The sequence below is a fragment of the Pararhizobium sp. IMCC3301 genome (assembly GCF_030758315.1).
Taxonomy (GTDB): domain Bacteria; phylum Pseudomonadota; class Alphaproteobacteria; order Rhizobiales.
The window spans coordinates 2,092,877-2,118,735 of record NZ_CP132336.1 but is presented as its reverse complement, the minus strand read 5'-3'; the positions used below and the strand labels follow the sequence as shown (position 1 = coordinate 2,118,735).

Below are 25,859 nucleotides of genomic sequence, written 5' to 3'. Positions count from 1 at the left end.
TGTCTGTCCGTCACTGGAGTATCCGTCTTGATCAAGCTGTTTTTGGTGTCCAGTTTCGATCCTGTCTGATGAGGGTGTTGGCCAGTTCGATCAGCTTTCTCATCAGGGCTGTCAGCGCGACTTTCGCGGGTTTTCCGGCCTGGATCATGGCCTGGTACTTTTGCCGGAGGTCCGGGTTGTAGCGAGCGGCGACGAGGGCGGGCATGTAGAGCGCGTCGCGCAGGAATTTTCGCCCGCCCTGGATGAACGCTTTGCCGCGCCATTGGCCGGATTGACGTGTCATCGGGGCGAGACCTGCAAGGCTGGCGGCTTGTTTTCTGCCCAGCGTGCCGATCTCGGGGCATTCGACGAGAATCGCGACGGCTGTAACCTGCCCGAGGCCTGGAATGGAGGAAAGAATGTCCAATGCCCTCACGCGCTTGGGCGATCTGCGCAGAAGCGCCAGCGATGCCTCTTCCACCTCGGCGAGCTGGCGTTTGATCTGATCGAGGCGCGCCTTGGATTGGCGTTTCAAGATGGCCAGGGTCTGCGTCTTCATCCGGTTCAAGAGGCGGGTGCGTTCCTTGACCAGAGCCATGCGGGCAATCTGCAACTGCTTGAGTGCGTGTTGGTTTTTGTCCGCCGGGCGATCTGGCACAAGATCAAGCGCCGACCCCATCACGGCGAGAATGCGCGCATCTACCGCGTCGGTCTTGGCCCGTGTGCCACGCGCCTGGGCAAAGCGTCTTGCCTGTAGCGGGTTCACCTTCACCATTGGCAAGACCCCGGCAAAGCAATGCTCAAGGGCGGCGTGATAGGCGCCGGTCGCCTCATAGACAACCAGGTGAGGCATTTGCGCGCCGATCCAGAGTCGTAGCGCACGCAGACCGGCCGGGGAATTGGTAAAATGCGCCGCCTCGCCGGTGCTCAGGCGATGGGCGTCGAGAGTGGCTTTCGAGATGTCTATTCCGATGGTATCTTTCATTGTCTTCGCGTGTCCTATGCTTGTCGTAGAGGGCTTTGCGCCGCTCTGTATCCGTTCAGGCCTCAGGCGAAGACGACGGCTGATCACACTCTAATACGGTCCTTTTCTGACCAAGCGTTTGACGATCCAGCCGCCGCCACTGCACGCCACAAATGACGGGGCGTGCAGTGGCTCATTCTTCGCAGAATGGCCGGGAAAATCATAAGACAAGCGTTTAGGAATGAGGCCCGCGCCGGAACGGCTGACCAGATTATCGACGGGAAAGACCGACAGGCGCTGCAGGTCAGAACTGGAGGACACGAATTCATTGGTGATCGACGGATTGGCTGCTACCGGGACGTCTTCCTGCTGAGATGCAGGGGCATCTGAGACACCGGCCTGCCGTTGTGCTGTTACTTCGGCCAGAACTGTTGCGCGCGGGGGTGATAGTGTCACAGTGGAGACATCATCGGGATCTGGCGTCATGCTGGGACGGACATTTGCGACACCGACAAGCCCCGCATCGATCAGAATCGTATCTGTTTCGATGAACACACTTGCCTGTGGCCGGCCGCCCAGCGGATCATTCACCAGAAGCACCCAAAGACCCATTGCTGCCAGCAAAATGGCGCTGACAACGGTAAGCCCAATCATGGCCGGACCGGATGACCCGGACTTTTTTTCGGCGGAATCCTGTTGTGGTTCAGCCAATGGAACGGAAAAATCAGTCAAGTGACACTGCTTTCAGCCTGTTACCCCGGTTTTAGAGGCGCAAAACTAGCAGGTACATGGTGAAGAATTGGTTTCTTTCGGGTGTCTGCCCCGCGCAATGTCCGGGCCGGCTCATCCGGAGTGTTCCATGTTTCAATGTAATCATGGAATACTCCGGCAGTTAGCAGCACTTGTTAAAAGCGCAAAGCCCGCCGGAATGAACCGGCGGGCTTTGCGGTCTGTTTGGCTGGCAGGTATCCACCAGCGGCGTCAGATCGGCGCTTTAGTTCGGAATGCCCTGCGAGGGGTCCGGTGGGAAGCTGGCATTGACCTGAATACCTTTCAGCAAATCGTAGGCAAAATTGAGTTGCTTGTCATCTTTCGGGTCAGGCGGCACATAGGCCGAAGATCCGGATTTTTCTTCTTCATCGGCCTGGTTTTCATTCGTAAGGTGGCCAGGCAGTGACGCTTCTCCGCGGGGCTCTTCACGCCCTTTCATATCTTCCGGCAGTTCCTGAATAATGCGAATGTCCGGAACAATACCCTTGGCCTGAATTGACCGGCCCGCAGGGGTGTAATAACGCGCCGTTGTCAGTCTCATTGCGCCCTCAGAGCCCAGCGGGATAATGGTCTGCACCGAACCCTTGCCGAAGGACCGGGTTCCAAGGATGGTCGCGCGGCGGTGATCCTGAAGTGCACCGGCAACAATTTCCGAAGCGGAAGCGGCACCGCCATTGACCAGAACAATGATTGGTTTGCCATCGATCAAATCGCCGCTGCGAGCGGAAAAGCGCTGGCTGTCCTCATTGTTGCGGCCACGGGTGGAGACAATTTCACCGCGTTCCAGAAACGCATCGGAAACGGCAATCGCCTGATCCAGAAGACCACCGGGATTATTGCGTAAATCCAGGACATAGCCTTTCAGCTCATCTTCGGGCAGAGTTTGCTTTATTTCCGCTATGGCATCTTTGAGACCATCATAGGTCTGATCGGTGAACTGGGTCAGCCGGATGTACCCGATCCCGTCTTCCAGACGGAAGCGGACAGAGCGGATTTTGATGATATCGCGTATGATGGTGATATCAAACGGCGCGCCGTCGCCGCGGCGTATCGTGACCGTCAGCGGTTCTTTGACCGCGCCCCGCATCTTTTCAACTGCCTCATTGAGCGTCAGCCCCTGAATCTGCTCTCCATCCAGGTGGGTGATCAGGTCGCCGGGTTGAACCCCGGCTTTGGCAGCCGGTGTATCGTCAATAGGCGTCACGACTTTGACGTAGCCGTCTTCCATCGTGACTTCAATTCCAAGGCCGCCAAATTCACCGCGAGTCTGAACCCGCATATCCTGGAAAGCCTTCGCATTCATGAAGCTTGAATGCGGATCAAGCGAGGTCAGCATACCGTTGATAGCCGATTCGATCAGATCGCTGTCACCCGGTTCTTCAACATAATCGCTGCGTATGCGCTCAAACACATCACCAAACAGGTTGAGCTGGCGATATGTGTCGCGGCTCGCTGCTTCCGCAGGAGCGCCAATAACCGGCAATTGGGTTACGCCTACCATGCCTGCAGCGCCAATCAGGACGCCTGCAACCAGAGTGACAACTGATTTGTTTATCATCATTATGCCCTTCAAATTTCCTTGCCGGATAGTTTACCGCAAAAGTTTATCCATCCAAATCATTTTCGGTGGATAATTTGACTACCCACCAAGGTGACGGATCGATCGAATTTCCGTCTTTTCGAAACTCAACATATAGCGCGACGGGCCTGTCTGTCACCTTACTATCCGTTAGGGATTGTGCGTCAGATGCGGTGGTGGCTGCCACGTTTTCAATTTCCAGACTGACAAGTCTGCGTGACCCCATTGTGGCAATCGGTTCGCCGGACAGAACAAATTGACCTAATTCCACGTTGATTGTCTCCATGCCGGCCAGAACCAGATGATAATCATCACCTGCATTGAGAATAATCAATTGTCCATAGGTGCGGAATGGACCGGCATAGACGACCCAGCCGTCGGCAGGGGATATCACCCGGCTCTCGGCGCGGGATGTCAGGGTGATGCCCTTGCTGTTGACGCCGGTTTCGTCCGGTGCCCCAAAGGCTGTCTGCAAAGCCCCGTTAACCGGCAGGGGCAACAGACCCCTGGCGTCTTCGAACGGAATTGCGGGTGCGATGCGGCCCTGGTCGCCGAGCGCTCGCAACTTGGCCTGCTTGGTGCGTACTGCTGCCCGGTCTGCGGCCTTGCGCTGCGCCGCTTCCGCGGCTTTGACGGAATCCTGTTGCGCTTTCTGCACGGCTGCAATCTGACTTTCCATCGAACCGATCAATTCTTTAAGACTGACCGCCTGTTTTGCCAGTTCAGCCGCCTTCTGTTGCTGGATGGCAAGTTCCGATGTTGATTCGCTGGCTTCCTCGCGTTTCTTGTCGATCAGCAGTGCAAGCCGCGTCTGTTCTTCACTCAGAGACTGATAATCGGTGCGCAACTGGTTGGTGGCTTCCTCAATTTCGGTGCGGACAGCGACCAGTTCGTCCAGATCTTTGGCCAGCGTTTCTGCCTGTTCCCGGACATCGGGCAAAACTGCGCCGATCAGTATGGCGCTGCGGATGGCGCTCATGACATCTTCTGGCCGGACCAGCAGTGCCGGAGGAGGTGAGCGGCCCATGCGTTGCAGCGTGGCGAGAATTTCAGACAGCAGAGCCCTGCGTTTCAGCAGCGACAGGCGGATGACTTCCTCGGTCTGGAGAGAGGCATCGAGCCGGACTTCTGAATTGGAAATGCGGTCCTCCAGCGTTCTGGAGCGCTGCGCGGCCTGAATGAGTTCGGTATTGAGCGTGGCGCGGGTCTGCTCCAGTGTGGTGACATCCGCCGCCAATTCAGCCTCGCGTTCCGCGCTGACCTTCATGGTTTTCTGCAGATTGGCCAGATCCTTGGTGCGCTGCTCCATTTCCAGCCGCAATTTGGCTTCGCGCGGCGTTTCGGCAAAACCCGATCCTGCCGAGACACTCAGGACCGTCAGAACCACACAGCGGATGAGGAAAGAAATCATGAGGCCTGTTTACCGCACACTGGAGCACATTTTATGAATAACGAGCATTGCTGAACCCAATCCCTCGAGCATTTGGTGACAGCGACGCACCCGATGCGCTGCACCGCGAAATGTTGCTTGCCTGGCCTGACGAGGAAATCTGATTCATCAATTACAGCATCATTCATAAAACGTGCCGGTGCTCCAGTCAAAAGCGGCAATTCGCAGTCTGGACCGGTTCAGTCGCGGTGATAGGGATGCCCCGACAGAATTGTGATGGCGCGATAAATCTGTTCGGCCAGCAGGCAGCGCACGATCTGATGCGGCCAGGTCATTTGACCCAACGCGATCTTGTCAGTCGCCGCTGTCAGCAGGGCATCGCCATGTCCATCTGCACCGCCGATAAAAAACCAGGCTTCCGCTACGCCGTCATCGCGCCGGGCCGACAGAAGGTCAGTAAAGCTGCGGCTGCTATGTCCACTTCCGTGCTCGTCAAGGACAAATTTTGCAGCCTCCGGAGGCGCTGCATTCAGCAACAATTCAGCTTCCTGCGCTTTACGTTCAGCCGGCCGAGGCGCGCGCGACTCGTTGAATTCGACGATCCGCAACGGTCCAAGTCCGAGCCCGCGTCCGGCCTTGTCGATGCGCTTTGTATAGCGCGCGCACAAATCCTGTTCCGCGCCGCGTTTCATCCGCCCGATGGCGGCAATCACCAGTTTCACAGGCTCAAGCGTTTGCCGGGACTGTAGCTGGTTTCATATCATCGTCCTGTGCACGCCAGATTTTTTCGATGTTGTAAAACTCCCGCACTTCAGGGCGGAAGATGTGCACAACAACATCACCGGTATCGACCAGCACCCAGTCGCAGGCCGGCAGGCCCTCAACAGATGCACGGCCAAGGCCTGCGGTTTTCAGATCGCGCAGCAGGTGATCGGCAATCGCATTGACATGCCGATGGGAACGCCCGCTGGCGACTACGATGTGATCGAACAGGGGAGATTTACCGGTTATATCGATGGGAAGGGTTTCTTCGGCCTTGGAGTCATCCAGACTGGCAAGGACAATTTTGAGGGCGTCTTCCGAAGTAATTCCGGATTCTGCCGCTGCCTCTGACAGGGACGGTGCTGACGGCACGCTCCCGCGCTTTTTCGGCGCAGTGTCGGAGGACGGAGCCTGTAATGGCATGGTCAGGGTTTTTATCCTTTCTTGTTTCAACAAGCCTGCCGTTGGAATATCTCTGTCATGTCAGGTGCCGGAGAAGTGCTGTCCGGGCCAGCCCAAACAGACCAGCCACATCAAAGCCCCGGCTTTCATGCGAAGAAATTTTCCGATAACGGCCACACGGTCAACGATCATAAAATCTCGTTTGAGTGAACGGCTATTTACCTTTGCGGGTGGCATACACCAGACGCATCTCTAAAATAAGCCCTGAAGGGCTACAGTTTCAAGACTCTTTTACAACAATCATAACAGGTGCTGCAGATCAGCATTTGCGCCGCATAGCAGCACACCGACCCGTTCGCCAGGTTTTGGACAATAGGTTCCATGCATCAAAGCAGCCAGAGCAGTGGCACCACCGGCTTCGGTAACTATCTGAAATTTATTCCATATAGCCTTCTGAGCAGCGATTATGGCAGCATCGGGAACAGTCACGGAAGCCGACAGAAGATCGCGGCAGATCTGATAGGGCAGACAGCCAATTGATTTTGCTCCAAGACTGTCGATGGCGACCGAATTGTTTTCAACATTTACGGGTTTTCCCGCTGCCATGGCCCTGGACAGGCAGGCGGACCCCTCAGGCTCCACCGCAACCACCTGGCACTGATTCCCGCAAGCGGCAAGAATTCCGCTGATCAGACCGCCTCCGCCAACCGCCACCAGCAGAGTATCGAGTGGCCCAGCCTGGTCGAGCCACTCTACGGCAACAGTTCCCTGTCCGGCGATGGTTTCGGCAGCATCATAGGCGTGCACCGCCAGGGCTCCACTTTCCTGCTGATAGGCCTCGCACAGGGCGAGCGCATCTGCATAGTGCGCGCCCGCCACAACAAGTTCCGCTCCGGCATTGCGGATTTTGGCCTGTTTTGCTGCGCTGGAGACCTCCGGCACGAAGATTCTGGCTTTGTGGCCGAGCCGCGCCGCAGCAAAGGCAACGGCAGCGCCGTGATTGCCGCCGGAGGCCGCGGTCACACCGGCTTCGGGAACCGTCCGGCTGAGCAGATTATTGAAGGCGCCACGGGGTTTGAAAGAACCGGTGTGCTGGAACAGTTCCAGTTTCAGGGAAACCGGCGTGTCATGGTTGCAAAAGTCACCATCGCTGAGCATCACCGGGGTGCGCCTTATATAGGGTCTGATGCGCTGATGGGCTTTTTGGATGATGTCAGGGCTGATCATTTGGTTTCGCAATCCGGCTCCGGTTCGAAATTCTGTCAAAGTGGGTGTGGTTTCGGCGTCTGGCTTTTACTGCCAACTGTCTGCCGGTGCGGACCGATTACACGCTTTGACACCATCGCCATCGGTCGCTCCAGCGAAGTCTGCTCGGCGATCAGCGGCAGATCCTCCAGACCGGAACGGGCGGCCCTTGCGGTCAGTTCAAACAGGGCGGAACTGGCGCGTTCCGTGGCCTGTTCCAGATCACCCGTGAGGAGATGATGGCCGAGCAGCAGAGCGGCAAACAGATCGCCGGTGCCATGGGGCGCATGGGGCATGGCAAGATGCTCGAACAGCAGCGCTGACGCCTGCGGTGCTGTCAGCAGATTGCCAATATGATTGGCCATCAGCCCGCAGACGCTGGTCACGGCGATTCGTCCCGGCGCGGCGTTGCCTGCCAGTTGCGCCAGCGCGGCCGGCGCTGTTCGTTCGGTGCCCTGTTGCAATGCAGTTTTGGCGCGTTCCAGCCAGCACAGTTCAAATACGTTGGGGGTGGCGATATCACAAAGCGGCCAGAGTTGATCGCGCATCGCATTTGCCACGGCGTCTGAAATATACAGCTTGTCGCCATCACCAAGCACCGGGTCGCACAGATAGATCAGTTCAGGATGGATCGTCTTCAACCTGTTGATGGCCTCGGCTATGACAGGGATTTGTGCGGCATCGCCAATATATCCGGTGAGAACTGCCGCGATGTCCTGCTGTTCAGCCAGCTTCACCAGATCGTTCAGACATCCGCGCAAAAACTCTGTCGAGGTGACGTCGCGCACCGACGGCTGGCGGCCGGGGTGACGCGGCAGGCTGACGGTGGGCACAAACCATACCGGAAAGCCGAGCCGCTCCAGAGCAAAGCAGGCGAGACGGCCGCCTACTGATCCATCGGCGACAAGGCTTGAAATAACAAGAACCGCCGGTCTGGCGTTTTTCTGAAGAGGCGAGGGCATCAGATCAGGTTTTCCTCCTGCAAGGGTTGTTTTTCGACAATCCGCTCAAAGCCAAGTCGGGACAGATCGAGGGTCTGATAGGCGCCATGGAGAATCAGTTCGGCAACGCCACGTCCCGCAGCCGGGCCCTGCTGCAGGCCGATGCCGGAGAATCCGTTGGCAAAGTAGAAATTGGCCAGACGGGTATGTGGCCCCAGAACCGCAGTTTGATCAAAGCTGTTATAATCATAGTGACCTGCCCAGGCTCGGATCGGTTTGAGGGATTTCAGGGCCGGGATACGCGCCATCAGAGCTGGTTTAATGATGCGTTCGAACAGCTCATGGTCGGGTTCAAAATCGTCGGCATCGCAGCGCTGATCTTCTGCCATATGCGGCGAAACGCCGCATAAATGGAAGGGTTCTTCGGGGCGCAGATAGACACCCGTCGGGTCTACCAGAGCCGGCATTTCGGTCAGGGCAGCGCCGCCATGAACGACAAACACGGTTCGTTTTCTAGGTTCGACCGGCAAACGAATGCGCGCCATTCGCGAGAATGTCCCGGCGTTCGGACCGGTGGCGTTGACCAGATGGCCGCATTTCAAGCGTCGCCCGGCATCCAGCATGACGGACCTGATTTCCGTATCGGAATGGTCGATCTCGGCGACATAACCCTTTATCAGCGTGACATCCCAATCGCGGACGGCGCTGCGCATCGAGCTGTGCAAGCGGTGAGAATCAAACCAGCCCTCATTTGACAGGCCCAAAGCGCCTGCAGCCAGATCGTCTGTTGCCAGCCAGGGAAAATGCTGTTGCAGCAGGGCCGGTGTCAGCAGCGCGATGTCTGCTTTCAGTTTGCGCTGTCTTGCGACATTAGCCGACAAGGCATCTTTGCCCTCCTGTCTGGCGAGAAACAGATAGCCATGTTGCTGAAAGCCAAGATCGACATTTTGTTCCTTGGCAAATTCCTTGAGAAATTTTGCACCATAGAGCGACATCTGGATGTTTTCTTTGAGCGAAAACTGCTGCCAGATTCCGGCAACTGACAGGCTGGTTGAAGCGTGGCTGAAGCTGGGGTCGCGTTCAACAATGGCTATCGTACCGGCAAAGCCGAGAGCTCTTAAATGCCAAGCGGTTGATACACCGACAATACCACTTCCGATAATGATGACATCAAATATATTCTGCACTTGGAACCGCTGGCTTATGCACCTGGCATCTGACCGTGGGTGTAACAGGTTCGAATCGGCCGCGCCATGAAAAGACTGCTGACAGGCAGGCGGTTTCTTGGCAATAAGGTAAAAACGATTTGTTGGATCAACTATGGCCAAACCATCTTCCTATCGCAGTATTCTTTATGTGCCGGCCGTCAATCCACGAGCCCTGGCAAAAGTTCTGGACAGCCCCGATGCACTGGGCGCTGACGCAGTGATTTTTGATCTGGAAGACGCGGTGGCGCCGCTGCGGAAAGCGGAGGCACGCGAGGCGTTGCGCCAGGCCCTGGCGGGACCGCGGCCTGCGACCCGCATTCTGGTGCGCATCAACCCGCTCGACAGTGCATCGGGCGCAGAGGATTTTCTGGCGGTTCTGGCAATGGCGCCAGACGGGATCGTCCTGCCGAAAGTTGACAGTGCTGCTGACATAGAGGCAGCGCTGAGCGCGTTCGAGGCCAGCGATGCATCACCATCAATCCGGCTGTGGGCGATGATTGAAAGCCCGCTCGCGGTGTTGAACTGTGCTGAGATCGCGGCAATGGCGAAGGGTGATGATCCAAGGCTGGAAGCGCTTATGCTGGGCACCAACGATCTGGCCCTGATTACCGGAACGCCGCTGATCGACGGCCGGCAGGCCTATCTGCCATGGATCATGCAATGCCTTGCGGCAGCGCGCGCCCATGGCGTGGCGCTGATTGATGGTGTTTATACCGATCTGCACAACAAAACCGGTTTCAAGGATGAGTGTGAACAGGGCGTGGCATTGGGTCTGGACGGAAAAAGCCTGATCCATCCTGGACAAATTGCAATCTGCAGCGCAGCTTTTACGCCGTCAGAGGCCGAGATCCACGAAGCTGAAGCGATCTGCAGAGCGTTTGCCGAGCCGCAGAACTCCGGCAAGGCGGTGTTGACAGTGAACAATAAAATGGTCGAATTTCTCCATCTTAAAGCGGCAAGGCGAACGCTGATGAAGGCAGGCCTGCTGCCCTGAACAGACGAATTGCGCAATTTAGATACAGGATTTGGCATGAGGCTTTACAGATATATCACCGGAGCGGACGATTCGGCTTTTTGCAAGTGCGTTTCGAAGGCTCTGAGCGGCGGCTGGAATCTGCATGGAAGTCCGACACTGGCGCACAATCCTGAAACCGGCACAATGATGTGCGGACAGGCTGTGGTGAAGGAAGTCGAGGGAATCTATTCAGAAAACATCACGTTGTCCGAGCATTGACACAACTGTAAATTGAAATTCTGGCCGTGCCGGAGGCTGCGAAGCCGGCCAGGTTCGGCGGGCCGATGAGAATTGATCGCACAAACCTGATATGATGTCGGGATGCGCGTTCGGCCACCAGCAGGAAGAACTGTGCCTGGGGCGAAAGGTTACTTTGACGTGGCTCTGGAAGTTTTCTAAGAACAGGGTTCTTAAAGGCAACACCGGCGCGGATTTGAAGCCCGTCCTGTCCGGCAACTGCCCTGCCTGTTGGCTTTGCAAGAAAATGAAGGCGTAAATTATGTCCGAGACGACACCCAGTTCCCATCCGCGCACGGGCGCGGACAGGCCGCTTTCCCCGCATCTGCAGATTTACACACCGCTGTTCACCATGATTATGTCAATCGTGCACCGGATTACCGGCGTGGGTCTGTATTTCGGCATGGTGTTGTTGGCTTTGTGGCTTATGGCGGCGGCCAGCGGAGAATCCTATTTCGACAGGGTTGGAGGGTTTTTCGGGTCCTGGGTCGGACAGATACTCCTGTTCGGGCTTACCTGGGCAATGCTGCACCACATGCTTGGCGGGCTGCGCCATTTTATCTGGGATACCGCGCATGGTCTGGGAAAATTTGAGCGCGAGACCCTGGCCAAAGCCACTCTGGCAGGGTCAGTGATTCTGACACCTGTGGTGTGGATCATCGGTTACATGGTTCGATAGGAGCAGATCAACATGTCCATGCTTACACCTTTGAAAAGGGTTCGCTATCTGGGGTCAGCCAAAAGCGGCACCAGCCATTTTTGGCAACAAAGACTGACCGCGGTTTTCAACGTGCCACTCGTCATCGGGTTCATCGTGATGGTGATCATGCTGTCAGGCAGTTCTCATTCAGAATTTGTCGCCACTGCCGGATCGCCTCTGGGTGCGGCGATACTTATTGGTGCGATCCTGTCTGTGACCTGGCATATGCGGTTGGGTATGCAGGTGGTGATTGAAGATTATATTCAAGCAGAGGGCATGAAAATAGCGCTCTTACTGGGGAACACTTTTTTTTCGGCGGCAATCGCCTTGATATCGGTGTTCTCAATCCTGAAATTGAGTTTTGGAGGGTAGTTCGTGGTAACTGCTGCAAATGGCAAGGCCTATGAAGTCATCGAACATACCTTCGATGTAGTCGTGGTTGGCGCTGGCGGCTCCGGGCTGCGCGCCACATTGGGTATGGCCGAACAGGGATTGCGAACGGCTTGTGTGACCAAGGTGTTTCCGACCCGCTCGCATACGGTTGCGGCGCAGGGCGGCATTGCAGCCAGCCTCAGCAATATGGGGCCGGATTCCTGGCAGTGGCATATGTATGACACGGTGAAAGGGTCTGACTGGCTCGGCGATCATGACGCGATTGAATATATGGTCCGCGAAGCGCCCAAAGCTGTCTATGAGCTGGAACATTACGGCGTGCCGTTTTCGCGCACGGAAGAGGGCGAAATCTATCAGCGCCCGTTCGGCGGCCACACCACGGAATATGGCGAAGGCCCGCCAGTTCAGCGCACCTGCGCGGCGGCGGACCGGACCGGCCATGCCATTCTTCACACGCTTTACGGCCAGTCACTGAAACACAACGCGGAATTCTTCATCGAATATCTGGCAATTGACCTGATCATGTCGGATGAGGGCACCTGCCAGGGCATTCTGGCGTGGAAGCTGGATGATGGAACGCTGCATGCCTTCAACTCCAAAATGGTGGTGCTGGCAACGGGTGGTTACGGACGGACCTATTTCTCGGCGACCTCCGCCCATACCTGTACCGGCGATGGTAATGCCATGGTGGCCCGCGCCGGATTGCCGTTGCAGGATATGGAATTTGTTCAGTTTCATCCGACCGGTATCTATGGGGCCGGATGTCTGATTACGGAAGGCGCACGCGGCGAAGGCGGTTATCTGACCAATTCAGAGGGCGAGCGTTTCATGGAGCGCTATGCGCCGACCTACAAGGATCTTGCCTCGCGCGATGTGGTGTCGCGCTGTATGACGATGGAAATCCGCGAGGGCCGTGGTGTTGGCACTGACAAAGATCACATTCATCTGCATCTGGACCACCTGCCGCCAGCAACTCTGGCTGAACGGCTGCCTGGCATTTCTGAATCCGCGCGTATTTTCGCCGGGGTGGATCTGACCAAGGAACCGATCCCGGTGCTGCCTACGGTGCATTATAATATGGGCGGGATTCCAACGAATTACTGGGGCGAGGTGATGACCCTGAAGGACGGCAACCCGGATAGCCAGGTTGCCGGTCTGATGGCTGTGGGCGAAGCTGCCTGCGCCTCGGTTCATGGTGCCAATCGCCTTGGCTCCAATTCGCTGATCGATCTTGTTGTGTTCGGACGTGCCGCTTCAATCCGGGCTGGCGAAATTGTTGATCCGAAAGCGGGCAATGGCAAGCTCAATCAGGCCTCTGTCGACAAGGCCATTCAACGGTTTGACAAACTGCGTTTTGCCGATGGCAGCAGCAGAACTGCGGATCTGCGCCTGAAGATGCAAAAGGCGATGCAGGAAGATGCCGCGGTTTTCCGCACCGCCGAAACTTTGCAGAGCGGTTGTGAACGCATTTCGGACATCTGGAGTGCACGGGACGATATCAGTGTGACCGACCGGTCGATGATCTGGAATACGGATCTTGTCGAAACCATTGAATACGAGAATTTGATGGTGAACGCGATTGCCACGGTGTTTTCTGCAGAAGCGCGGACCGAAAGCCGCGGTGCCCATGCCCGCGAGGACTTTCCTGACCGCGATGACACGAACTGGCGCAAGCATACGCTGTCCTGGATTTCCGAGGATGGCAAGGTGACACTGGATTCCCGGCCGGTTCATGTCGATCCATTGTCCGATGAAATATCACAGGAAAAGATCGCCCCGAAAAAGCGCGTCTATTAATTTCGTTTCAGCAGAGAGAGCCTTTCAACCATGGTTCAACTGACACTGCCTAAAAATTCCCAGATCAAACAGGGTAAAACCTGGGAGAAGCCGCAAGGCAGCAATCTGCGCGAATTCCGGATTTACCGATGGAACCCGGATGGTGACGGCAATCCGCAGGTCGACACCTATCATGTCGATATGAATGATTGTGGGCCGATGGTTCTGGATGCGCTGATCTGGATCAAGAGCAAGATCGATCCGACCCTGACTTTCCGGCGCTCGTGCCGCGAAGGGATCTGCGGTTCCTGTGCGATGAATATTGATGGCACCAATACGCTGGCCTGCACCAAAGGCATGGATGAGATCAATGGCGATGTGAAAATCTATCCGCTGCCGCATCTGCCGGTGGTCAAGGATCTGGTGCCGGATCTGACACATTTCTACGCCCAGCACCGCTCGATTGAACCCTGGTTGCAGACCACGACTCCAACGCCGGAAAAAGAATGGAAGCAGAGCAAGGGCGACCGGGAAAAGCTGGACGGGCTGTATGAGTGCATTCTGTGCGCCTGCTGTTCCACTTCGTGCCCGAGTTACTGGTGGAATGGCGACCGCTATCTTGGCCCTGCCGTTCTGCTGCAGTCCTATCGCTGGTTGATTGACAGCCGCGATGAGGCAACCGGCGCGCGGCTGGACGATCTGGAAGATCCCTTCAGACTGTATCGCTGTCACACCATTTTGAATTGCGCGCAGGCTTGCCCGAAGGGTCTCAACCCGGCCAAGGCAATTGCTGAAATCAAGAAGCTGATGGTCGAGAGGCGCGTGTAAGACTTTGGATCGGCTATGATCGGGATGCCTTTGATCCGTCCCCTGTCTCCCAGAGATGCGCTGACATGGAGCTGGCTGCTGGTGTGGTCACTGGTGGCATTCATCTGGGCGTTTGCAGAAGCCGTATGGTTTTTCATCATGGTGGATGTGCTGATCAGCCTTGCTGTGATGCGGTTCGGTGTGTTGCGGGCGATGGTTCCCACTCTGGCGGCTTTGATCGGTGCCCTGCTCGGCGGTATTGTACTGTATGAATGGGCACGGGTGAATCCGGAAACCGTCCGGACATTTATCCTGACTGTTCCCGGAATCTCCGAAGAACTGCTGCGGACCGTCTCGGTCGATATGGCTGATGAGCCGTTGAGCGCGCTGTTTTTCGGCGGTTTCACCGGTGTCCCGTTCAAGATTTTCGCCGCCACTGCCTATGAGGCCAGCATTGCACCGCTGCAGGCGTTTCTGCAACCGGCAGCGATTGCGCGGCTGTCTCGTTTTATCGCAATTGTGGCCGTGTCCGGCGCGCTGCGGTATTTATTGTATACCCGCCTGCGCCGCGTCGGGTTGATGCGGCTGGCCCTGTTCATCTGGGTGGTGTTCTACGCCTGGTTTGGGTACGTCTTCTGGAATATTGTCTGATGCATTGGACAGCCGGATGGTACCATTCGGCGCGCGTCAGGACGATGCGCTGCCGCGAAATACCGCATTCTTATCGTCTGCCAGTGTTGATACAGTATGAAACTGTAATTCGGCTGCCAGTTCGGAGGCATCGCCGGTCAGAAGTTCGTGGCTGATCGGTTGGCCAACAGTCAATCCGAAACAGGTGCCCGATTTGTTGAGAAGCTCATAGAATACGGTCATGTCTCTCAACTCGTTCGACAATCGGCTAAAGAGGTAGAACAGCCCGGAATTGCGGCTGCTGACATGGACTGGAATGATCGGAACTTTGTATCGCTTCGCCAGGGTCACAAGCGTCGCCTGCCAGGGGCGCTCATTCAACTGGTTCTGCGCCCAATAGGCGATGCGTCCTGAGGGGAACATCACCACGGCTTTGCCGTCTTCGAAGGCTTCCGCCGTACGGACCAGGGTTTCCTTGGTTTTTTCACGGCTTTTGTGTTCTTCGCGCCATTCTACAGGGATCAGCACTTCGTCAAAGCGCGGGTTGACCCGCGCCGCATCGCGGTTTGTAAAAATCGCAATGTCGGACCGAACGGCCTCGACCAGCGCGTGAACCGCGACACCATCTGCAATTCCGGTGGGATGATTGGCGGCCAGAATGAAGGGACCGGTCCGGGGAATGCGGTCAAGGCCGGACAGATCCAGCTCGAGATTCAGCATCTTTGTGACAAGTGCCATTGCATCAGCGCCAGATTTGTCGGCCACACAATCAGCCATCGCGACAGCGCGCTTATAGCCCAGCAATCGGTAAAGTAACGGGCGGATCAGCGGCCAGGACAAGTGCGAGGCAAGCCCGATGGCGCGCTCGGCTATCAGCACATCGACAATATGGTCATGCCGTTCTACCGCAGCGCGCGAATAGGCCAGACGCGCTTCAGACACCTGTTGTTCAGATGAGGTTTGAGCGTAAAGAGCCATGGCGACCCCCTGTCCTTGTTACAGTCCATAGTCCGGCCTGCATTTGGCTACGACCCTTTCCCCAGCTTTCGATTCCGCTGTGAAAATGCCTGACAGCCATTCAATTCATGCTGCAGGTTGCTGTTCCGCTAGCTATCAAAGATTTATGACAATCGTTCGACGTGTTCAAGGCTTTAACAAAACAACTGAGCTGGCCGAATGTTCAGCTTCGTGCCGCCAGCAAATGGCGCGACAAAGACAAAACCTGCCGAAAGCCCCCGAATCTGCCACAATTCCAACACGAGCCATACTTAAGGCCTTTACCTGTTGTTTGCATTGGCCATTGATTTTTTCAGCCATGGCGTCAATAAAACATTCAGCATATCAGGTCTAAAGACGGGGCTGGTTCACCGACTCCGAAAAATATCTACGAGTTTGGGTCACAGAGGAAGTATAATGTCCGGACAGAATTTGGAAGCTGCGACTGTCAAATCCGCCAGGTGCTCCGCTAATACCGGAAACAAACGGGCCTTGTTTACCGGCCCGGGATTCGTGAAGAGTGCCGCTGTGCGAAGCGGTCTTGTCGTTCTGGCAGCCACCTTTCTGCTTGCGGCCTGTCAGACGCGCCTGCCCAATCCGTTTTCAGGGGCGTCAAAGGGACGGGTTCAAACCGGTGAACTTCCGCCGCTTGCCTCCTCTGATAGCATGAACTCGGGACAGGCATTCGATCCAAATGCGCAGGCGCCGATGATGGCCCAGCCGAGTCCTGAACCGTTCGATGCCGGAGAAGCGACCAACTCTGCGTCCGCGCAACTGCAGACGCCGACAGCCGATCATACGGTTCAGTCTGCCGCACCGTTGACACAGCCGGTACAACCAGCAGCCTCCAGCGTGCAGTTGAGCCGGGCAGATATGCTGGGCGCGTGGCAGTTGGCAGCCGCATCGGATAATTGCCAATTGTTCATGACGCTGACGACGTGGACCGGCGGTTATCGAGCGACCACAAAAGGCTGCTCCTCGACGGAATTATCAAATATCACGGCGTGGGATCTGGAAAATAATCGGGTTGTCCTGGTCGGCGCGACCGGGACACAGGTCGCCTCTCTGGTGTCGGCAGGCGGAAACCGCTTTTCCGGCCAGACTAATAGCGGCGCTCAGGTGTCCGTCAGCCGTTAACCTGTAACAGCAGTTTCCGGCCCGCTCATGTCGCAAGCCATTCAAACGCGTTATCAGCGGCTTGTCGAAGCCGGAAGCATTGAGCGTGATCCGGCGCAGATACTGCTGATTGAACGATTTACAGCGTTGAACGAGGCGCTGAAGAAACAGGAACTGGCTTCTAAGAAAAGCGCGCTGGGTTGGCTGTTTGCCAAATCGGCACCGAAAACTTCGCCCCCCGGGCTTTACATCTGGGGCGGGGTCGGTCGTGGCAAGACAATGCTGATGGACCTGTTTTTCGAAGAATCTCCGCTGCGGCAGAAAAAGCGATTTCATTTTCATGCGTTTATGGCGGATGTGCATGAGCGGATCCACGAACAGCGCCGCCGCATCAAGCAGGATAAGACAAGGAACGGGGATCCGATTCCGCCAGTCGCGGATGCCATATCGGAAAATATGAAACTGCTGTGTTTCGATGAATTTTATGTGGTGGATATTGCCGACGCGATGATTCTGGGCCGGCTGTTCGACCGATTTTTCGAAAACGGAGTGACGCTGGTTGCCACGTCAAATGTGGAACCGGACGCGCTGTATCCTGATGGTCTGAACAGAGAGCTGTTTCTGCCTTTCATCAAATTGCTGAAGCGCCATGTTGATGTGGTCGAACTGGTTGCGCGGACAGATTTCCGCCTTGAAAAACTAAGCCGGGCACAGACCTATTTCACTCCGCTTGACGCTGCGGCCCGCGCCGGACTGGACCGGGCATGGGCAGAGCTAACCGGCAGCAAGGCAGCGGGCGAGCCAGCAAAAATTGAAATGAAGGGGCGGCATGTCGTGATCCCGCACACCGCACAGGGCGTGGCGCGCGCATCGTTTGACGAATTGTGCAACAAGCCGCTCAGTGCGGCAGACTATCTGGCCATTGCGCAGCGCTACCACACCGTCATTCTGGATGACATTCCCCGCCTGTCCCGGGAATCGGCCAATCCGGCAAGACGATTCATCAATCTGATCGATGCTCTGTATAATTACCGGGTCAAGCTGCTGGCATCTGCAGCGGCTGCGCCGGACCGGCTGTACAGCGCAAATTCGGGCAATGAATTATTCGCCTTTGACCGTACCGTGTCGCGTTTGATTGAAATGCAATCGGCAGATTATCTGGCCGAGCCTCATGGACTGGTAGCGGATTCTGCAGCCGCCTGAGATGATTTCATGTTGACGTATACGTCAACCGAGCGTGTGCAACGGCTGCTGAAAGCCAGCCAGTCATTAAGCGCCAAAATTGGCGGCAATTGGCGGTTGCACGACTTGTTCTTTGGTGAGAGTTGGGTTAGGCAAAGCCCGACGCAGAATTGCTAACTCTCTGATCGCGCAATCGATTATCTCTATCTTACGTAAAGGGAAGATTCAAATGGCACGCAATAAAATCGCACTTATCGGCTCCGGACAAATCGGTGGAACACTGGCGCATCTCATCGGCTTGAAAGAGCTGGGCGATGTGGTGATGTTCGACATCGCCCAGGGTACGCCCGAGGGCAAGGCTCTGGACATTGCGCAATCCTCTCCGGTGGACGGATTTGACTCGCATCTGTCTGGAACCCAGTCCTATGCGGATATTGCCGGTGCAGATGTGGTTATTGTAACGGCAGGTGTGCCGCGCAAGCCGGGAATGAGCCGGGATGACCTGCTGGAAATCAATCTCAAAGTGATGGAGCAGGTCGGTGCGGGCATCAAGAAATACGCGCCCAAAGCCTTTGTTATCTGCATCACCAACCCGCTTGATGCGATGGTCTGGGCATTGCAGAAATTCTCCGGACTGCCGAAGAATAAAGTGGTGGGAATGGCCGGTGTTCTGGATTCCTCTCGCTTCCGCTACTTCCTCGCTGAAGCCATGAATGTCTCTGTGGAGGATGTCACAGCCTTTGTGCTGGGCGGGCATGGTGATTCGATGGTGCCACTGACACGCTATACGACAGTTGCCGGCATTCCGCTGCCCGATCTGGTGAAGATGGGCTGGCTGGAGAAAAAGCAACTGAACGAGATTGTGCAGCGGACACGCGATGGCGGTGCCGAGATTGTGGCGCTGCTGAAAACCGGCTCGGCATTTTACGCTCCCGCAGCATCAGCGATTTCCATGGCGGAAAGTTACCTCAAAGACAAGAAACGCGTGCTGCCATGTGCGGCGGCGCTGAATGGGGAATACGGTGTCAAGAATATGTATGTCGGTGTTCCGGCAGTCATCGGTGCGGACGGTATCGAGCGCATTGTCGAAATCGATCTGAACAAGTCCGAACAGGGGGAATTCGACAAGTCGGTTGCCTCGGTCAAGGGGCTTGTTGAAGCCTGCAAGAAGATTGCGCCCGCTCTGAAATAGTTGCTGGTTCCGAGCATAATGAAGGAAGAGTAATCCATGAATATCCATGAATATCAGGCCAAGGCGCTGTTGAAAGAATATGGTGCACCGATTTCCGGTGGCGTGCCGATTTTTTCTGCGGATGAAGCAGAAGCAGCTGCCAGACAACTGGGCGGCCCGCTCTGGGTGGTTAAGTCACAGATTCACGCCGGTGGTCGAGGCAAGGGCAAGTTCAAGGAACTCGGCCCCGATGCGAAAGGTGGTGTGCGTCTGGCCTTTTCGCTGGAGGATGTGGTGGCCAATGCCAGGGAAATGCTGGGTAATACGCTGGTGACGAAACAGACCGGTCCTGCCGGCAAGCTGGTCAACAGGCTGTATATCGAAGATGGTGCCGACATTGAGCGGGAATTATATCTGTCACTTCTGGTGAATCGCGAGACCGGCAAGATTTCCTTTGTTGCGTCTACGGAAGGCGGAATGGATATTGAAGCCGTTGCCGAGGATACGCCGGAAAAAATTCATACGATAGATGTGGATTTTGACGAAGGCGTGAGCGCCGCAGTGGCCGACAGAATCTGCGATGCGCTGAAACTTGACAGTGCAGCCCGTAAAGATGGCCATTCGCTGTTTCCAATTCTCTATACCGCCTTTGTCGAGAAGGATATGAGCCTTCTGGAGATCAACCCGCTGATCGTCATGAAAGATGGCCGGCTGCGGGTGCTGGATGCGAAAATGTCGTTCGATGGCAATGCGCTGTTCCGCCACGATGATGTGATGGCTCTGCGCGACACCAGCGAAGAGGACGAAAAGGAAATCGAAGCCTCGAAATATGATCTGGCCTATGTCGCGCTGGAAGGCGATATTGGCTGCATGGTCAATGGTGCGGGTCTGGCGATGGCAACCATGGACATCATCAAACTCTATGGCTCTGAGCCTGCCAACTTCCTTGACGTTGGTGGCGGCGCGACCACGGAGAAGGTCACCGCCGCTTTCAAGATCATCACTGCCGATCCCAATGTGAAGGGTATCCTGGTGAATATCTTCGGCGGCATCATGCGCTGCGACGTGATTGCTGAAGGTGTTGTCACTGCGGTCAAGGATGTCGGTCTGCAGGTCCCCCTGGTGGTGCGGCTGGAAGGCACCAATGTGCAGCGCGGCAAGCAGATCATCAATCAATCCGGCCTCAATGTCATTGCGGCAGACGATCTGGATGATGCAGCACAGAAGATCGTCAAAGCAGTGAAGGAGGGCGCGTAAATGTCCATTCTGGTCGACAAGAATACCAAGATCATCGTTCAGGGCATGACCGGCAAGACCGGCACCTTCCACACCGAACAGGCTCTGGCCTATCACGGCACCCAGATGGTTGGTGGCGTTCATCCCAAAAAGGGTGGTCAGCGCTGGACCGCCGGCGAGGGCGCTGGACCTGCCGCCGGTAAAGAGCTGCCGATTTTTGCGACTGTCGCTGAAGCCAAACAGGCAACCGGCGCTGATGCATCGGTGATTTATGTGCCGCCAGCAGGCGCGGCAGCGGCCATCATTGAGGCCATTGATGCCGATATTCCGTTCATCACCTGTATTACAGAAGGCATACCGGTGATTGATATGGTGAAGGTCAAGGCACGGCTGGCAGGTTCCAATTCGCGGCTGCTGGGGCCGAACTGCCCCGGCGTCATGACCCCTGACGAATGCAAGATCGGCATCATGCCGGGCAACATCTTCAAGAAAGGCAATGTCGGGATCGTCTCGCGGTCCGGAACACTGACTTATGAAGCTGTGTTCCAGACCACCAATGAGGGCCTTGGCCAGACCACCGCAGTGGGAATTGGCGGCGATCCGGTGAAGGGTACGGAATTCATTGATATCCTGGAGATGTTCCTTGCCGATGATGAAACTCGATCAATTATCATGATCGGCGAAATTGGCGGATCGGCTGAAGAAGACGCGGCGCGGTTCCTGGCTGATGAAGCCAAAAAGGGACGGTCAAAACCGACAGTCGGATTTATTGCCGGGCGGACTGCGCCTCCGGGTCGCACCATGGGCCACGCAGGCGCTGTGATTTCCGGCGGCAAGGGCGGCGCTGAAGACAAGATCGCGGCGCTGGAAGAGGCCGGCATCCGTGTCTCGCCATCGCCTGCCAAACTTGGCAAAACGCTGGTTGAATTGCTTAACGGATGATCCTTGCATGAGGCCTGGTCACACAATCTTGGGTCGCCGTGCTGTTGACGGTGCGGCGGCAAAAGAACACAGTGGAATTTACGATTAAAGAGGAAAAGGCACGGAGGCGAAAGCTTTCCGCGAAATGTGAAAATGGCTCGTGAAGAGGCGAACGAAATTTTTGCCGGAACGTCATTTCTGTATGGTGGCAACGCCACATATATTGATGAAATGTATGCCCGCTATCAGGCTGATCCCGGTTCGGTTGACGCGCAGTGGAACGAGTTTTTCGCCAAGCTGAATGATGCGCCTCAGGACATTGAAGCCAACGCCCGCGGCGCTTCATGGAAACGGGCCGACTGGCCGGTCAGGGCCAATGGAGAATGGGTCTCGGCGCTCGACAGCGACTGGGGTGAAGTGCCGCCGGAAACGGTGACGAAAGCTGTCGGCGGGAAAATCTCCGAACGGGCGAGCAAAAATGGGGTCGATCTGTCCGATGCCCAAGTCCACAGCGCAACCCGGGATTCAGTGCGCGCGATCATGATGATCCGGGCTTACCGGATGCGCGGCCACCTGCATGCCGATCTGGATCCGCTGGGCCTTGCCGAGGAAAAGGATCATGAGGAGCTGCATCCCTCCTCTTACGGTTTCAGTGAAGCGGATTATGACCGCAAGATTTTCCTCGATCATGTGCTCGGGCTGGAATTCGCCACGATTCCCGAAATGCTGCAAATTCTGCGCCGAACCTATTGTTCGACCATGGCTGTGGAATTCATGCATATTTCCGATCCTGAGGAAAAGGGCTGGATTCAGGCGCGTATCGAAGGTCCGGACAAGCAGGTATCGTTTACGCCTGAAGGCAAGAAGGCGATCTTCAACAAACTTGTCGAAGCCGAGGGCTTTGAGAAATTCATTGACGTTAAATATACCGGTACAAAACGCTTTGGTCTGGATGGTGGAGAATCGCTTGTTCCGGCGCTGGAACAGATCATCAAGCGCGGCGGCCAGCTGGGCGTCAAAGAAATTGTGCTGGGCATGGCCCATCGCGGCCGGTTGAATGTGCTGGCCCAGGTGATGGCTAAGCCGCACCGGGCTATTTTTCATGAATTCAAGGGTGGCTCCTTCACCCCCGAAGATGTCGAGGGCTCGGGCGATGTAAAATATCATCTGGGCGCATCTTCCGACCGGGAATTCGATGACAATAATGTGCATCTGTCGCTGACCGCCAACCCCTCGCATCTGGAAATCGTCGATCCTGTGGTGCTGGGCAAGTCGCGCGCCAAGCAGGATACCGTGTATGATGGTGACCGGTCTGCCGTGCTGCCTTTGCTGCTGCATGGCGATGCGGCCTTTGCCGGTCAGGGTGTGATTGCGGAATGTTTCGGATTGTCCGGGTTGAAAGGCCACCGCACCGGTGGCTCGGTGCATTTTATCATCAACAATCAGATCGGCTTTACCACCGATCCGCGGCTGTCGCGGTCTTCGCCCTATCCTTCCGATGTGGCGAAGATGATCGAAGCGCCTATTTTCCACGTCAATGGCGATGATCCGGAAGCGGTTGTCTATGCCGCCAAGGTTGCCATCGAGTTCCGCCAGAAATTCGGCAAGCCGGTGGTCATCGACATGTTCTGTTACCGCCGGTTTGGCCACAATGAGGGCGATGAGCCGGCGTTTACGCAGCCCATCATGTACAAGAAAATTCGCAGCCATCCGACGACGCTGGAAATCTACGGCGAGAAACTGCTGGCCGAAGGGCTTTTGTCGCAGAGTGATCTTGATGCGCAAAAGGCGGCGTGGCGCGCCCATCTGGATGAAGAATTTGAAATCGGCAATTCCTTCAAGCCGAACAAGGCGGATTGGCTCGATGGCGCATGGTCGGGCCTGAGCAGGCCTGACGTTGCAGATGAAAAACGCCTCGGTGAAACTGGCTATGATCTTGAAAATTTAAGAGAAATCGGCAAACGTCTGGCCGATACTCCAGAGGATTTCAACATTCATAAAACCATCAAGCGGTTTATGAACAACCGTGCGAAGATGATGGAAAATGGCGATGGAATCGATTGGGCGATGGCCGAAGCCCTGGCCTTTGGCACGCTTGTCGAGGAGGGCCACAGGGTCCGACTGTCGGGTCAGGATTGTGAGCGGGGAACCTTCTCCCAGCGTCATTCCGTGCTGTATGATCAGGAAACCGAGGAGCGCTACATCCCGCTCAATCACGTCTCTGAAGGTCAGGCGAAATTTGATATCATCAATTCGATGCTGTCAGAAGAAGCGGTGCTGGCTTACGAATATGGTTATTCGCTGGCCGAGCCGAATGGTCTGACCCTGTGGGAAGCCCAGTTCGGCGATTTCGTCAATGGTGCTCAGGTGGTGATCGACCAGTTCCTGTCGGCGGGCGAGCGCAAATGGCTGCGCATGTGCGGGTTGGTGATGTTGCTGCCGCATGGCTATGAAGGCCAGGGTCCGGAGCATTCCTCGGCCCGCCCGGAACGTTTTCTGCAGGCTTGTGCGGAAGACAATATGCAGGTCGCAAATTGTACGACGCCGGCAAATTATTACCATATTCTGCGGCGCCAGTTAAAGCGCAATTTCCGCAAGCCGCTGATCCTGATGACACCGAAATCCCTGCTGCGTCACAAACGGGCGCAATCCACGCTGGAGGAAATGGGGCCGCAGTCGGCGTTTCACCGGCTGCTCTGGGACGATGCTGAATATCTGCCGGACGAGAAAATCAAGCTTGCGCCCGACGACAAGATTCGCCGCGTCGTGATGTGTACCGGCAAGGTCTATTACGATCTGTATGAAGAACGCGAGGAGCGCGGCACAGATGATGTCTATCTGCTGCGGCTGGAGCAACTTTATCCGTTTCCTGCCAAAGCGCTGGTGACTGAATTGTCACGCTTCAGGGAGGCTGAGATGGTGTGGTGTCAGGAAGAGCCGAAAAATCAGGGTGCCTGGAGCTTCGCGGAAAGCTATATCGAATGGGTTCTGAACCATATTGGTGCCGCCTCGCTACGCCCTATCTATGTCGGACGCGCGGCCTCGGCGGCGACGGCAACAGGGCTTATGTCAAAGCATCTGGCACAACGGGCTGAATTCCTCGATCAGGCCCTGTCCTGATCATCAAACACATTTTGCAAATGAGAGAGCTTCAATATGGCAACTGAAATCCGGGTCCCGACACTGGGCGAATCCGTCACCGAAGCCACAATCGGACAGTGGTACAAGAAAGTTGGCGACGCGGTGAATGCCGATGAGCCCCTGGTGGAACTGGAAACCGACAAAGTCACTGTCGAAGTGCCAGCTCCCAGTGCCGGCGTGTTGAGCGAGATCATCGCGCAGGAAGGCGAAACAGTTGAAGTGGGAGCCTTGCTTGCGGCACTTGATGCGGGCGCCTCTGCTGCTGCGCCTGCCAAAGCAGCCCCGGAGCCGGAAAAGACCACTGAAACAAAGGCGGATAAAAAACCGGAGGTGCCCGCAAAGGATGCGCCATCATCGGACATGCCGCCAGCGCCTTCTGCCGCCAAGAAAATGGCGGAAAACGATCTGTCGGCCGATGAGGTCGAAGGCACCGGCAAGCGCGGCCAGATTCTGAAAGAGGATGTGATGGCGTCGCTCGACAAGGGAATTGCCGATGCGATGAAAGTGTCTGAGCCGACTGCGGAATCAAAACCAGCTCCGGCAGCCGAGAAACCACGCCCTGCAAGCCCTCAGGATGATGGGTCCCGCGAAGAACGCGTGCGCATGACAAAATTGCGTCAGACCGTGGCGCGGCGTCTGAAGGATGCGCAGAATACAGCGGCCATGCTGACCACATTCAATGAAGTCGACATGACCAATGTGATGGAGTTGCGCAAAGATTACAAAGAGCTGTTTGAACAGAAACATGGCGTCAAGCTGGGCTTTATGGGGTTTTTCGCCAAGGCGGTCATTCAGGCGCTGAAAGATGTGCCTGCGGTCAATGCCGAGATCGACGGAACCGACATCATCTACAAGAACTACTATCATATCGGCGTCGCGGTCGGCACCGAAAAGGGCCTGGTGGTTCCGGTGGTCCGCGAAGCGGATACGCTGTCAATTGCCGAGGTTGAAAAGACGATTGGCGCGTTGGGCAAGAAGGCCCGGGACGGGCAATTGTCGATTGCGGATATGCAGGGCGGCACATTCACAATTTCAAATGGCGGCGTCTACGGCTCCCTGATGTCGACGCCAATCCTGAATGCGCCGCAATCCGGTATTCTCGGCATGCACAAAATTCAGGAACGGCCGATGGTGGTCGGCGGCAAGATCAAGATTCGCCCGATGATGTATCTGGCACTGTCTTACGATCATCGCATTGTCGACGGCAAGGAAGCTGTAACGTTCCTGGTGCGCGTCAAAGAGGCGATTGAAGATCCGCAACGGCTGGTGCTGGACCTTTAGGACGGCGGTCCGGAAC

Annotated in this window: 24 protein-coding genes; 14 read left to right on the top strand and 10 right to left on the bottom strand. The window is 56.1% G+C overall.

Annotation, left to right across the window (positions count from 1 at the left end; all coding sequences use genetic code 11):
- Positions 1-31: 31 nt before the first annotated feature.
- The 9 genes from RAL88_RS10245 to RAL88_RS10205 form a co-directional block, all read right to left on the bottom strand.
- Positions 32-964: an IS110 family transposase gene (locus RAL88_RS10245; RefSeq protein ID WP_306269287.1), complete on the bottom strand. Its 933-nt coding sequence runs from the start codon at positions 962-964 to the stop codon at positions 32-34.
- Positions 965-1,054: 90 nt separating this feature from the next.
- Entirely contained in the window at positions 1,055-1,675 is a 621-nt protein-coding gene (locus RAL88_RS10240) for a hypothetical protein (RefSeq protein WP_306269286.1), read from the bottom strand.
- A 262-nt stretch (positions 1,676-1,937) separates the two neighbouring features.
- The gene (locus tag RAL88_RS10235; RefSeq protein ID WP_306269285.1) at positions 1,938-3,272 is read right to left on the bottom strand and encodes a S41 family peptidase; all 1,335 of its coding nucleotides are present in this window, start codon (positions 3,270-3,272) and stop codon (positions 1,938-1,940) included.
- 46 nt (positions 3,273-3,318) lie between these two features.
- Complete coding sequence (locus RAL88_RS10230) at positions 3,319-4,704, bottom strand: murein hydrolase activator EnvC (RefSeq protein ID WP_306269284.1); 1,386 nt, start codon at positions 4,702-4,704, stop codon at positions 3,319-3,321.
- Positions 4,705-4,922: 218 nt separating this feature from the next.
- On the bottom strand, positions 4,923-5,405 hold the full coding sequence (gene rlmH / locus RAL88_RS10225; RefSeq protein WP_306269282.1) for a 23S rRNA (pseudouridine(1915)-N(3))-methyltransferase RlmH: 483 nt from the start codon (positions 5,403-5,405) through the stop codon (positions 4,923-4,925).
- Positions 5,406-5,409: 4 nt separating this feature from the next.
- Positions 5,410-5,868: a ribosome silencing factor gene (gene rsfS, locus RAL88_RS10220; protein ID WP_306269281.1), complete on the bottom strand. Its 459-nt coding sequence runs from the start codon at positions 5,866-5,868 to the stop codon at positions 5,410-5,412.
- 279 nt (positions 5,869-6,147) lie between these two features.
- Complete coding sequence (locus RAL88_RS10215; RefSeq protein WP_306269280.1) at positions 6,148-7,074, bottom strand: threonine/serine dehydratase; 927 nt, start codon at positions 7,072-7,074, stop codon at positions 6,148-6,150.
- 35 nt (positions 7,075-7,109) lie between these two features.
- A complete protein-coding gene (locus RAL88_RS10210; protein ID WP_306269278.1) occupies positions 7,110-8,054 on the bottom strand; it encodes a bifunctional hydroxymethylpyrimidine kinase/phosphomethylpyrimidine kinase in 945 nt (314 codons plus the stop codon).
- Positions 8,054-9,220: an FAD-binding oxidoreductase gene (locus tag RAL88_RS10205; protein WP_306269276.1), complete on the bottom strand. Its 1,167-nt coding sequence runs from the start codon at positions 9,218-9,220 to the stop codon at positions 8,054-8,056. Before RAL88_RS10205 ends, RAL88_RS10210 begins: the two co-directional genes overlap by 1 nt.
- Positions 9,221-9,353: 133 nt before the next feature.
- On the opposite strand from RAL88_RS10205, the gene RAL88_RS10200 reads away from it, so the two are divergent.
- The 7 genes from RAL88_RS10200 to RAL88_RS10170 all read left to right on the top strand — a co-directional run bounded on the left by RAL88_RS10200 (position 9,354) and on the right by RAL88_RS10170 (position 14,820).
- Positions 9,354-10,235 carry a CoA ester lyase gene (locus tag RAL88_RS10200; RefSeq protein WP_306269274.1) on the top strand — a complete coding sequence of 294 codons (882 nt, stop codon included), beginning with the start codon at positions 9,354-9,356 and terminating at the stop codon, positions 10,233-10,235.
- Between the two features lie 36 nt (positions 10,236-10,271).
- Positions 10,272-10,475 (top strand): DUF1737 domain-containing protein, encoded by a 204-nt coding sequence (locus RAL88_RS10195; protein WP_306269273.1) that lies wholly within the window; start codon positions 10,272-10,274, stop codon positions 10,473-10,475.
- A gap of 280 nt (positions 10,476-10,755) precedes the next feature.
- Positions 10,756-11,172: a succinate dehydrogenase, cytochrome b556 subunit gene (gene sdhC / locus RAL88_RS10190; protein WP_306269271.1), complete on the top strand. Its 417-nt coding sequence runs from the start codon at positions 10,756-10,758 to the stop codon at positions 11,170-11,172.
- A 12-nt stretch (positions 11,173-11,184) separates the two neighbouring features.
- A complete protein-coding gene (gene sdhD, locus RAL88_RS10185; RefSeq protein ID WP_306269270.1) occupies positions 11,185-11,565 on the top strand; it encodes a succinate dehydrogenase, hydrophobic membrane anchor protein in 381 nt (126 codons plus the stop codon).
- Positions 11,566-11,568: 3 nt separating this feature from the next.
- Complete coding sequence (sdhA, locus tag RAL88_RS10180) at positions 11,569-13,383, top strand: succinate dehydrogenase flavoprotein subunit (RefSeq protein WP_306269268.1); 1,815 nt, start codon at positions 11,569-11,571, stop codon at positions 13,381-13,383.
- Between the two features lie 30 nt (positions 13,384-13,413).
- Positions 13,414-14,190: a succinate dehydrogenase iron-sulfur subunit gene (locus RAL88_RS10175; protein ID WP_306269266.1), complete on the top strand. Its 777-nt coding sequence runs from the start codon at positions 13,414-13,416 to the stop codon at positions 14,188-14,190.
- A 15-nt stretch (positions 14,191-14,205) separates the two neighbouring features.
- Positions 14,206-14,820, top strand: coding sequence for a hypothetical protein (locus RAL88_RS10170; RefSeq protein ID WP_306269264.1), 615 nt, complete (start codon positions 14,206-14,208; stop codon positions 14,818-14,820).
- Between the two features lie 36 nt (positions 14,821-14,856).
- Here the strand turns inward: RAL88_RS10170 and RAL88_RS10165 are convergent, their stop codons facing one another.
- Positions 14,857-15,777 carry a 1-acyl-sn-glycerol-3-phosphate acyltransferase gene (locus tag RAL88_RS10165; protein WP_306269263.1) on the bottom strand — a complete coding sequence of 307 codons (921 nt, stop codon included), beginning with the start codon at positions 15,775-15,777 and terminating at the stop codon, positions 14,857-14,859.
- A 435-nt stretch (positions 15,778-16,212) separates the two neighbouring features.
- On the opposite strand from RAL88_RS10165, the gene RAL88_RS10160 reads away from it, so the two are divergent.
- The 7 genes from RAL88_RS10160 to odhB all read left to right on the top strand — a co-directional run bounded on the left by RAL88_RS10160 (position 16,213) and on the right by odhB (position 25,843).
- Positions 16,213-16,932: a protease inhibitor Inh/omp19 family protein gene (locus tag RAL88_RS10160; protein ID WP_306269261.1), complete on the top strand. Its 720-nt coding sequence runs from the start codon at positions 16,213-16,215 to the stop codon at positions 16,930-16,932.
- A 27-nt stretch (positions 16,933-16,959) separates the two neighbouring features.
- Positions 16,960-18,114, top strand: coding sequence for a cell division protein ZapE (gene zapE, locus RAL88_RS10155; protein ID WP_306269259.1), 1,155 nt, complete (start codon positions 16,960-16,962; stop codon positions 18,112-18,114).
- Positions 18,115-18,322: 208 nt separating this feature from the next.
- Positions 18,323-19,285 (top strand): malate dehydrogenase, encoded by a 963-nt coding sequence (mdh, locus tag RAL88_RS10150; protein ID WP_306269256.1) that lies wholly within the window; start codon positions 18,323-18,325, stop codon positions 19,283-19,285.
- A gap of 36 nt (positions 19,286-19,321) precedes the next feature.
- Complete coding sequence (gene sucC / locus RAL88_RS10145; RefSeq protein WP_306269255.1) at positions 19,322-20,521, top strand: ADP-forming succinate--CoA ligase subunit beta; 1,200 nt, start codon at positions 19,322-19,324, stop codon at positions 20,519-20,521.
- Positions 20,522-21,442 carry a succinate--CoA ligase subunit alpha gene (gene sucD / locus RAL88_RS10140; RefSeq protein WP_306269253.1) on the top strand — a complete coding sequence of 307 codons (921 nt, stop codon included), beginning with the start codon at positions 20,522-20,524 and terminating at the stop codon, positions 21,440-21,442.
- A 132-nt stretch (positions 21,443-21,574) separates the two neighbouring features.
- Positions 21,575-24,541 (top strand): 2-oxoglutarate dehydrogenase E1 component, encoded by a 2,967-nt coding sequence (locus RAL88_RS10135; RefSeq protein ID WP_306269251.1) that lies wholly within the window; start codon positions 21,575-21,577, stop codon positions 24,539-24,541.
- Between the two features lie 36 nt (positions 24,542-24,577).
- Entirely contained in the window at positions 24,578-25,843 is a 1,266-nt protein-coding gene (gene odhB / locus RAL88_RS10130; RefSeq protein ID WP_306269249.1) for a 2-oxoglutarate dehydrogenase complex dihydrolipoyllysine-residue succinyltransferase, read from the top strand.
- Positions 25,844-25,859: the final 16 nt, after the last annotated feature.